At 71.8% G+C, this 6,725-nt stretch carries 8 protein-coding genes and 1 riboswitch; all 8 genes read right to left on the bottom strand.

Annotated elements, in window-relative coordinates; genetic code table 11:
* Positions 1-99: 99 nt before the first annotated feature.
* A complete protein-coding gene (locus VR44_RS32545; RefSeq protein ID WP_045951229.1) occupies positions 100-564 on the bottom strand; it encodes a PH domain-containing protein in 465 nt (154 codons plus the stop codon).
* A gap of 34 nt (positions 565-598) precedes the next feature.
* Positions 599-1,447, bottom strand: coding sequence for an ATP phosphoribosyltransferase (gene hisG, locus VR44_RS32540; protein WP_045951228.1), 849 nt, complete (start codon positions 1,445-1,447; stop codon positions 599-601).
* A 73-nt stretch (positions 1,448-1,520) separates the two neighbouring features.
* Positions 1,521-1,793 carry a phosphoribosyl-ATP diphosphatase gene (locus tag VR44_RS32535; protein WP_045951232.1) on the bottom strand — a complete coding sequence of 91 codons (273 nt, stop codon included), beginning with the start codon at positions 1,791-1,793 and terminating at the stop codon, positions 1,521-1,523.
* A 58-nt stretch (positions 1,794-1,851) separates the two neighbouring features.
* On the bottom strand, positions 1,852-2,337 hold the full coding sequence (ribH, locus tag VR44_RS32530; RefSeq protein ID WP_042817356.1) for a 6,7-dimethyl-8-ribityllumazine synthase: 486 nt from the start codon (positions 2,335-2,337) through the stop codon (positions 1,852-1,854).
* Between the two features lie 72 nt (positions 2,338-2,409).
* The gene (locus VR44_RS32525; protein WP_045951227.1) at positions 2,410-3,669 is read right to left on the bottom strand and encodes a bifunctional 3,4-dihydroxy-2-butanone-4-phosphate synthase/GTP cyclohydrolase II; all 1,260 of its coding nucleotides are present in this window, start codon (positions 3,667-3,669) and stop codon (positions 2,410-2,412) included.
* A complete protein-coding gene (locus tag VR44_RS32520; protein ID WP_211275166.1) occupies positions 3,666-4,319 on the bottom strand; it encodes a nicotinamide mononucleotide transporter family protein in 654 nt (217 codons plus the stop codon). The genes VR44_RS32525 and VR44_RS32520 overlap by 4 nt, the downstream gene beginning before the upstream one ends.
* Positions 4,316-4,939: a riboflavin synthase gene (locus VR44_RS32515; RefSeq protein WP_045951226.1), complete on the bottom strand. Its 624-nt coding sequence runs from the start codon at positions 4,937-4,939 to the stop codon at positions 4,316-4,318. The genes VR44_RS32520 and VR44_RS32515 overlap by 4 nt, the downstream gene beginning before the upstream one ends.
* A complete protein-coding gene (gene ribD, locus VR44_RS32510; RefSeq protein ID WP_045951230.1) occupies positions 4,940-6,004 on the bottom strand; it encodes a bifunctional diaminohydroxyphosphoribosylaminopyrimidine deaminase/5-amino-6-(5-phosphoribosylamino)uracil reductase RibD in 1,065 nt (354 codons plus the stop codon).
* Positions 6,005-6,219: 215 nt separating this feature from the next.
* Positions 6,220-6,349: riboswitch (FMN riboswitch) on the bottom strand.
* Positions 6,350-6,725 lie beyond the last annotated feature (376 nt).

Raw genomic sequence — 6,725 nt, 5'->3', positions numbered from 1 at the left:
ATCCCGGGGCGGGTGGGTGGGCGCAGTGGTGCGCCGCCCCACCAGGGTAGTCATTGAGATCGCCGCCGCAATGGGACGCAGCGGACGGGTGCGGCGGGCTCAGCGGCCGGCGCCGCCGGTGCCGCGGGTCTCGGCGAGGGCGCGCAGGGCGCGGGCGTCACCGATGGCGCGGGCCTTGGCGATGCCGGGCTGGATGCCGAGGGCGGGCAGGCTGGTGCCGTCGTTCAGGTCGAGGAAGACCCAGGGGTCGCCGGGGCGGAGGTTGACGCGCAGGATCTGCGCCCACTCCAGGCGGCGGGTGGTGGTGAGGTTGACCACCGTGACCCCGGCCTCGTCGGCGACCACCTTGGGGCGGCTGAGCAGGACGAGGACGGAGGACAGCAGGACGGCGGTGACGACGAAGCTGACCCGCTCGCCGGGGCTGAGGTTCTCCAGCAGCAGGGCGATCGCCGTGATGGTGGCGAACATGACGGATCCGACGCCCAGCAGCACCGCCCGGGTGCGGTTCGGCCGGAAGGTGACCGGCAGTGCGGGCGGTGCGGGCTGGGCGGCGGACTCGCTCATGGTGCGGTGATGCCTTCTGGGACGGGCCGGCCGGTCAGAGGCGGCAGGCGTGGATCGAGGTGGTGAGGATCGCGCGTGCGCCGAGCTCGTACAGGTCGTCCATGATCCGCTGGGCCTCCTTGGCGGGGACCATGGCACGGACCGCGACCCAGCCCTCGTTGTGGAGCGGGGAGATGGTCGGCGACTCCAGGCCCGGGGTGAGGGCGACCGCGCGCTCCAGGTGCTCGGCGCGGCAGTCGTAGTCCATCATCACGTAGCTGCGGGCCACCAGGACGCCCTGGAGGCGGCGCAGGAACTGCGCGACCTTCGGGTCGTCGTCGCCGGCGCCGGTGCGGCGGATGACGGTCGCCTCGGACTTGAGGATCGGCTCGCCGATGACCTCCAGGCCGGCGTTGCGCAGGCTGGTGCCGGTCTCGACGACGTCGGCGATGACCTGTGCGACGCCGAGCTCGATGGCGGTCTCGACGGCGCCGTCCAGGTGGACGACGGAGGCGTCGACGCCGAGGTCGGCGAGGTGCTTGGCGACGATGCCCTCGTAGGAGGTGGCGATCGTCATGCCGCCGAAGTCCTCGGGGCCGTTCGCGGTGCCGGGCTTGGTGGCGTAGCGGAAGGTGGAGCGGCCGAAGTTCAGCGGCAGGATCTCCTCGGCGTTGGCCCCGGAGTCCAGCAGCAGGTCGCGGCCGGTGATGCCGATGTCGAGCTTGCCCGACGCGACGTAGATCGCGATGTCCTTCGGGCGGAGGTAGAAGAACTCGACCTCGTTGTCGGGGTCGACCGTGACGAGTTCCTTGGACTCCTTGCGCTGGCGGTAGCCGGCCTCATGGAGCATCTCCGACGCCGGTCCGGAGAGCGAACCCTTGTTGGGGACGGCGATGCGCAGCATGGGGCTTCCTTCGTGCGTAGGTGCGTAGGTGCGTAAGGGGTGCGGGCGGGGGCCCGTGGTGAAGAGCTCCGGCCTAGAGGTGGGAGTAGACGTCGTCGAGGGAGATCCCGCGCGCCACCATCATCACCTGGACGTGGTAGAGCAGCTGGGAGATCTCCTCGGCGGCGGCTTCCTTGCCCTCGTACTCGGCGGCCATCCAGACCTCGGCGGCCTCCTCGACGATCTTCTTGCCGATGGCATGGACGCCCTTGCCCACGAGCTCGGCGGTGCGGGAGGTGCTGGGGTCGCCGTCGGCGGCCTTGAGCTGGAGCTCGGTGAAGAGCTCTTCAAAGGTCTTGTTCGCCATGATGCCCTTAGGGTACGGGTTCACCCGGGGCCCCCGGTGCCAGGGTTCACTCCGTGGACTACCGCCAGGGTTCGCTGACGGTGCGCAGGGTCATGGCGGTGGAGACGGCGGCGGTGACCGCTTCGTGCCCCTTGTCCTCGTTGGAGCCTTCCAGGCCGGCGCGGTCGAGTGCCTGCTCGTCGTTGTCGCAGGTCAGGACGCCGAAGCCGACGGGGACCCCGGTGTCGATGGACACCTGGACGAGGCCCTGGGTGACGCCCTGGCAGACGTAGTCGAAGTGCGGGGTGCCGCCGCGGATGACCACGCCGAGGGCGACGATGGCGTCGTAGCCGCGTCCGGCGAGGACCTTGGCCACGACCGGGAGCTCGAAGCTGCCCGGGACGCGCAGCAGGGTGGGCTCGTCGATGCCCAGCTCGTGCAGGGCCCGCAGGGCGCCGTCGACCAGGCCGTCCATGACCTTCTCGTGCCACTGGGCCGCGATCACGGCCACCCGGAGGTCGCCGCAGTTCTTCACGCTCAGTACGGGTGCGCCCTTGCCGCTCACAGCTCTGCTCCTCAGGGGGTTCCGGTTCGGTACCGGGTTGACGGGGTGGTGGGTGGTGCGTGTGGTGCGTGGTTACTGGTTGCCGCAGGCGGAGGTGGGTACGGCCCCCTCCAGCCAGGGGAGGTCGTGGCCCATCCGGTCCCGCTTGGTGCGCAGGTACCGCAGGTTGTGCTCGCCCGCCTGGACGGGCATGGGCTCGCGGCCGGCGACGGAGATGCCGTGGTCCTCCAGGGCGGCGGCCTTGTCGGGGTTGTTGGTCATCAGCCGGACGGTGCGCACCCCCAGGTCGGCGAGGATCTGGGCGCCGGCGCCGTAGTCGCGGGCGTCGGCGGGCAGGCCCAGTTCGAGGTTGGCGTCCAGGGTGTCGCGGCCGCGCTCCTGGAGCTCGTAGGCGCGCATCTTGGACAGCAGTCCGATGCCGCGGCCCTCGTGCCCGCGCAGGTAGACGATGACCCCGCGGCCCTCGGCCTGGACCCGGGCCATGGCGGCCTGGAGCTGGGGGCCGCAGTCGCAGCGCTGGGACTGGAAGATGTCGCCGGTCAGGCACTCGGAGTGCATCCGGACGAGGACGTCGCGGCCGTCGCCGACCTCTCCATGGACGAGGGCGACGTGCTCGACGCCGTCGACGGTGGAGCGGTAGCCGTACGCCGTGAACTCGCCGGCGGCGGTCGGCAGGCTGACCTCGGCCTCGCGGCGGACGGTGGGCTCGGCGGAACGGCGGTAGGCGATCAGGTCCTCGATGGAGATGATCGTCAGGCCGTGCTTGCGGGCGAAGGGGATCAGCTCGGGCAGCCGCAGCATGACCCCGTCCTCCCCGGCGATCTCCACGATGGCGCCGGCCGGGCGCAGGCCCGCGAGGCGGGCGAGGTCGACGGCGGCCTCGGTGTGGCCGTTGCGGACCAGGACGCCGCCGGGCTTGGCGCGCAGCGGGAAGATGTGGCCGGGGCGGACGAAGTCGCCGGGCTCGGAGGTGCCGTTGGCGAGCAGGCGCAGGGTGGTGGCGCGGTCGGCGGCGGAGATGCCGGTGGTGACGCCGTGGGCGGCGCTCGCGTCGACGGAGACCGTGAAGGCGGTCTTCATGGACTCGGTGTTGTGCTGGACCATCTGCGGGAGCTCCAGGCGGTCCAGCTCGGGGCCCTCCATCGGCGCGCAGATCAGGCCCCGGCACTCGCTCATCATGAACGCGATGATCTCGGGGGTGGCCTTCTCCGCGGCGATGACGGGGCGGCCGGCGGCGATGTCGCGGATGGCCTGCTCGACGGGGTCGAGGCGGTAGGACTCCTCGGCGCCGGATTCGACCGGGTCGGGCACGGGCTTGAGGACGGGGGTCATGCCGTTGCTCCTTCGAGGGCCGGGGCGGGGGTGGTGCGCGAGCGCTGGTACCAGTCGTAGGCACCCCAGAGCACGAGGGCTCCGTAGATCACGTAGACGAACGCGGAGAAGGCGTAGCCGCTGGTGAAGGCGAGGGGGACGCCGACCGCGTCGACGAGCAGCCAGGCGAACCAGAACTCGACCAGGCCCTTGGCCTGGGCGTACATGGCGACGATGGTGCCGACGAAGATGTAGGCGTCCGGGAGCGGGTTCCAGGACATCCACGGGTAGAGGGTGAAGAGCCCGGTGACGGCGAGGGTGCCCGCGGCGGCGGCGCCGAGCAGCAGGCCGCGCTCGCGCCAGCTCGCGAAGCGGACGGCGAGGGAGGCGTCCTGGGCCTGCCGCTTGCCGCGGGTCCACTGGGCCCAGCCCCACAGGGCGACCAGCATGACGACGACCTGCTTGCCGGCGTTGCCGGAGAGGTGGCCGGCGGCGAAGGCGACGAAGAGGATGGCGCCGGAGAGGAACTGGGTGGGCCAGGTCCATATGGAGCGCTTCCAGCCGAGGGCGAGGGCGATCAGGCCCATGGTGTTGCCGATGGCGTCGGACCAGATGATCTTCTGGCCGAAGGCGGTGAAGGCCTCGGAGTTCAGCCAGGTCAGGGCGCTCACTTCTGCGTCTCCTCGGCGTGCAGCGGGTTGACGCCGGCGGCGAGCAGGCGCTCGACGTACTTGGCGAGGACGTCGACCTCGAGGTTGACCGGGTCGCCGGGCTGCTTGATGCCCAGGGTGGTCAGCGCCAGGGTGGTGGGGATGAGGCTGATGGTGAAGTAGTCGGCGGCGGCCTCGACGACGGTGAGGCTGACGCCGTCGACCGTGATGGAGCCCTTCTCCACGACGTACCGGGAGAGGTGCGCGGGGAGCGCGATCTTGACGAGTTCCCAGTGCTCGGAGGGGGTGCGGGAGAGGATCTCGCCGGTGCCGTCGACGTGGCCCTGGACGAGGTGCCCGCCGAGCCGGCCGCCGAGGGCCATGGGGCGTTCCAGGTTGACCCGGGAGCCCGCGCCGAGGGCGCCGAGGCTGGAGCGGTCGAGGGTCTCCTGCATGACGTCGGCGGTGAACTCGCCGTCGGCGGTCTCCACGACGGTCAGGCAGACGCCGTTGACGGCGATCGAGTCGCCGTGCTTGGCGCCCTCGGTGACGACCGGGCCGCGCAGGCGGAAGCGGGAGGCCTCGGCGAGCTGCTCGACGGCGGTGACCTCGCCCAGTTCTTCGACGATTCCGGTGAACACTCAGTGCTCCTTGGGGGCGTTGGCGGGAACGGCGGTGATGCGCAGATCGGTGCCGCTGCGGACGGCCTCGGTGATCTCGAGGCGGACGGCGTGGGCGATGTTCGTGATGCCGGCTCCGGCGAGCGCGGCGGGGCCGGCGCCGAGGAGGGCCGGGGCGATGTAGCCGATGACGCGGTCGACGGCGCCGGCTTCCAGGAAGGCTCCGGCGAGTGCGGGTCCGCCTTCGAGGAGGACGGAGCGCACCCCGCGTGCGTACAGCTCGGTGAGCAGGAGGGCGACGGGGAGGCGGCCGTCCCGCAGGGGCAGCCGCAGGACGTCGACGCCGGGGAGGTGGCGGGTGTCGGCGTCCTCGCCGGTGACGATCAGGGTGGGGCCCGCGTCGTCGAGGATGCGGGCGGTGGGGAAGAGTCCGGCGCGGGTGTCGAGGGCGACGCGCAGCGGCTGGGTGGCGCCCTCGATCCCGCGGACCGCGAGGTGGGGGTCGTCGGTGCGCAGGGTGCCGCCGCCGACGAGGACGGCGTCGGCCTCGGCGCGCAGCCGGTGGACGTCGGCGCGGGACTCGGCGGAGGTGATCCAGCGGCTGCTGCCGTCCTCGGCGGCGCTGCGGCCGTCGAGGGTGGCGGCGTACTTCCAGGTGACGTGGGGGCGGCCCAGGCGTACGGAGGTGAGCCAGGCGGCGTTGCCCTGCTCGGCCTCGTCGGCGAGGAGGCCCGCCTCGGTGGCGATCCCGGCGACGCGCAGGGTGGCGCCACCACCGCTGGCCTGCGGGTTCGGGTCGGAGACGGCGTAGACCACGCGGGCGATACCGGCGTCGATGAGCGCCTGCGCGCAGGGGCCGGTGCGGCCGGTGTGGTTGCAGGGTTCGAGGGTGACGTAGGCGGTGGCGCCTCGGGCGGCTTCTCCGGCCGCGCGCAGGGCGTGGACCTCGGCGTGCGGACCGCCGGCCCGCTGGTGCCAGCCTTCGCCGACGACGGCGCCCGTGGGGTCGGTGATGACGCAGCCGACGACGGGGTTGGGGCTGGTGGAGCCGAGTCCGCGGGAGGCCAGCTCGATGGCCCGGCGCATCGCGGTGACGCTCGGGTCGGGTGCTGCCTGCGCGGCGTGTGTCGCCACCGGGTCCTCCTGCCTCGTCGGGCACGGACTCCGGGGCCTGTCGGGATACGACAGATGAAGCGGGAAAGCGCACGTGGGGACGCCGGGGCCGGGAACACGGCCCGTCCGGGACGTATCCCTGGGATACGCGGATGGACCGCCGACGGCGGCGTACCGGTGACTGCCCGCCGCGCACTGCCTCCCATCCGGACTTTAACCGTCGGTCCAGGAATTTCACCTGGTCAACCGGCCGCTGGCTGCGGACGGGTCGCGGACTATACCGCCGGTTCGGAATTACACCGACCCCGGAGTGCGCTGCTACTGGTACTAGGGCCAGTGTGCCACGGGGGATCGGCGGCCATGCGGGTGAAGCGCTGTGGCCTGGCTCACAAGACGACCGTTCTCGAGCGTTCCTATTGCGCCGCCGGTGGCGCGAACGCTTCGGACCCATGGTTGGTCCAGACCTATTGACGGGTTGGTCTAGTCCTCTTAACGTTCCCTTCATCTTCCCGGGAGCCGGCCTGCCGACGTGCGCACGTCACGGGCCAACCAGCGCCACATTTCCGCCTGTTGCCGCATTTGGCCCTGCCATCCTCCCCTCCCCAGGAGGCACCATGCCGTCCCCCACACGTACGAGAGCGATGCTCCTGGCATCCGGCGCCGCCATCGCCGGCTTGCTGGTCGGCGGGCTCTC

This window comes from Streptomyces katrae, assembly GCF_000966975.1.
GTDB lineage: Bacteria > Actinomycetota > Actinomycetes > Streptomycetales > Streptomycetaceae > Streptomyces > Streptomyces katrae.
This window is presented reverse-complemented; position numbering and strand designations above follow the sequence as displayed.

Bases quoted from the DNA above. Each gene is read 5' to 3' on its own strand.
- VR44_RS32535 (WP_045951232.1), bottom strand. From the start codon at position 1,793: ATGGCGAACAAGACCTTTGAAGAGCTCTTCACCGAGCTCCAGCTCAAG.
- hisG (WP_045951228.1), bottom strand. From the start codon at position 1,447: ATGCTGCGCATCGCCGTCCCCAACAAGGGTTCGCTCTCCGGACCGGCG.
- VR44_RS32525 (WP_045951227.1), bottom strand. From the start codon at position 3,669: ATGACCCCCGTCCTCAAGCCCGTGCCCGACCCGGTCGAATCCGGCGCC.
- ribD (WP_045951230.1), bottom strand. From the start codon at position 6,004: ATGCGCCGGGCCATCGAGCTGGCCTCCCGCGGACTCGGCTCCACCAGC.
- VR44_RS32545 (WP_045951229.1), bottom strand. From the start codon at position 564: ATGAGCGAGTCCGCCGCCCAGCCCGCACCGCCCGCACTGCCGGTCACC.